This is a genomic window from Pseudomonas sp. S12(2018), assembly GCF_024355235.1.
Taxonomy (GTDB): Bacteria; Pseudomonadota; Gammaproteobacteria; order Pseudomonadales; family Pseudomonadaceae; genus Aquipseudomonas; species Aquipseudomonas palmensis.
Genome location: NZ_QLAD01000004.1, coordinates 420,915 through 422,162, shown reverse-complemented (window position 1 = coordinate 422,162; position 1,248 = coordinate 420,915). Strand labels below are relative to the sequence as shown.

General features: G+C 61.0%; 3 protein-coding genes. 1 reads left to right on the top strand and 2 read right to left on the bottom strand.

Annotated features, from left to right (window positions below; genetic code table 11):
- The first annotated feature begins 151 nt into the window (after positions 1 to 151).
- Entirely contained in the window at positions 152 to 412 is a 261-nt protein-coding gene (locus DN388_RS12295; protein WP_229589044.1) for a hypothetical protein, read from the top strand.
- On the opposite strand, the gene DN388_RS12290 is transcribed toward DN388_RS12295, so the two are convergent.
- Positions 409 to 765 carry a hypothetical protein gene (locus DN388_RS12290; RefSeq protein WP_229589043.1) on the bottom strand — a complete coding sequence of 119 codons (357 nt, stop codon included), beginning with the start codon at positions 763 to 765 and terminating at the stop codon, positions 409 to 411. The genes DN388_RS12295 and DN388_RS12290 overlap by 4 nt on opposite strands.
- Positions 766 to 849: 84 nt before the next feature.
- Entirely contained in the window at positions 850 to 1,164 is a 315-nt protein-coding gene (locus DN388_RS12285) for a hypothetical protein (protein ID WP_229589042.1), read from the bottom strand.
- Between the last annotated feature and the right edge of the window lie 84 nt (positions 1,165 to 1,248).

Below are 1,248 nucleotides of genomic sequence, written 5' to 3'. Positions count from 1 at the left end.
TGCCTCTGGCCAGATGAATATCGCGCACTAGCTGACAGTTATCTCCATGCATGCTCTGCCCTCCGTGGCCGGATGCGGCCGGGGTGGCGTGATTCGTTGAAGTGGGGTATCAAAGGTGACCAATATGGCTAAATGAGGAGAGGTGGTGCGAATGGATGTTCAACTCTGGGATTTTGATATCGCCGACAAGATTTCTCTCGACTTCTACCAGAAGATCAGCCTCCAGAACGGTGATGGATCGAGGATTCCTCTTTGGGGGGAATACAAGTCTGATGACGCCCAGACAGACGACCTTGATGGGTGTGAACTCATTTTCGAATCCCGTCGGGTTCTCACCAAGGAAGAGATCGAGGAGTTCCAAGATCAACTGTCACCCCGACTTAAAGGAGGGTGGTACCACGAGATCCATTAGGGCGCGATTGGGCTGATCAATTCGTCGCCTGGTTCCCGCCTCAGCTCGGCCCGGCTGGCCGCTTCAAACCTTCGCGCTAGTTTCGGCGATATCTTAAAAGCTGGCGCGTCAGGCTTTTTCAGGCGACGCGCTTGCTCTCGATGGTCTACGGCAATGAACGCCCGGTGCAGGTCCTGAAGCAGCTCCTGCAACTGGGTGTAGCCGTGAACCTTCATGGCCTTGGTCAGCTCCGCGCGCGTCCCGGCCGCCGACTCCACAGGCAGCGTCTCGATACCCAAGCGCTCGGCCTCGGCCTTCTTCCTGTCGCGGTAGTCCGCCGAGTGTTTCGCCGCACCCGTCTTCTTCTCGGCCATGGCCGGTACCTCCCAAGCCGCTGGGCGGCAAAGTGATCTGCTGCTGGCGCCGGCCATGCAGTGCGCGTTTGAGTACTCGGCGGATCATGCCGGCCCGCCGAGGGTGATGCTGTTCTCTTGGGCGATCAGCCTGACGCGTGTATGGCTGGTCTTCATCGCCTCGCCGATCTCCTGGGCGTTCAGGCCCTGGGCTGCCAACTCGCGCACCATGGGCGCCGCTGCATCACGCGCGGCGCGCTGCTTGCGCTGGTGCGGGCTCTTCATGCCGCAGCCTTCGCCGCTCACGCCGGAAGGGATCACAGCGGGGCGCTGGCCTGCCGCGAAGAACTGGTCGATCTGCGCGCTGAGGTCGGCCATCAACTGCAGCCGTGGGTCGGGAATAGGGCTGCCGATGTTCATTGCCGGCCTGCCTTGCGATCAGCCGCGGCTTCCAGCGCCTGAGCAGTGTTGACCGCGACCTTGTAGTTGAAGCAGAACACCCGT

Coding starts and splice junctions, on each gene's coding strand:
- DN388_RS12295 (WP_229589044.1), top strand. CDS start 152: ATGGATGTTCAACTCTGGGATTTTGATATCGCCGACAAGATTTCTCTC.
- DN388_RS12285 (WP_229589042.1), bottom strand. CDS start 1,164: ATGAACATCGGCAGCCCTATTCCCGACCCACGGCTGCAGTTGATGGCC.
- DN388_RS12290 (WP_229589043.1), bottom strand. CDS start 765: ATGGCCGAGAAGAAGACGGGTGCGGCGAAACACTCGGCGGACTACCGC.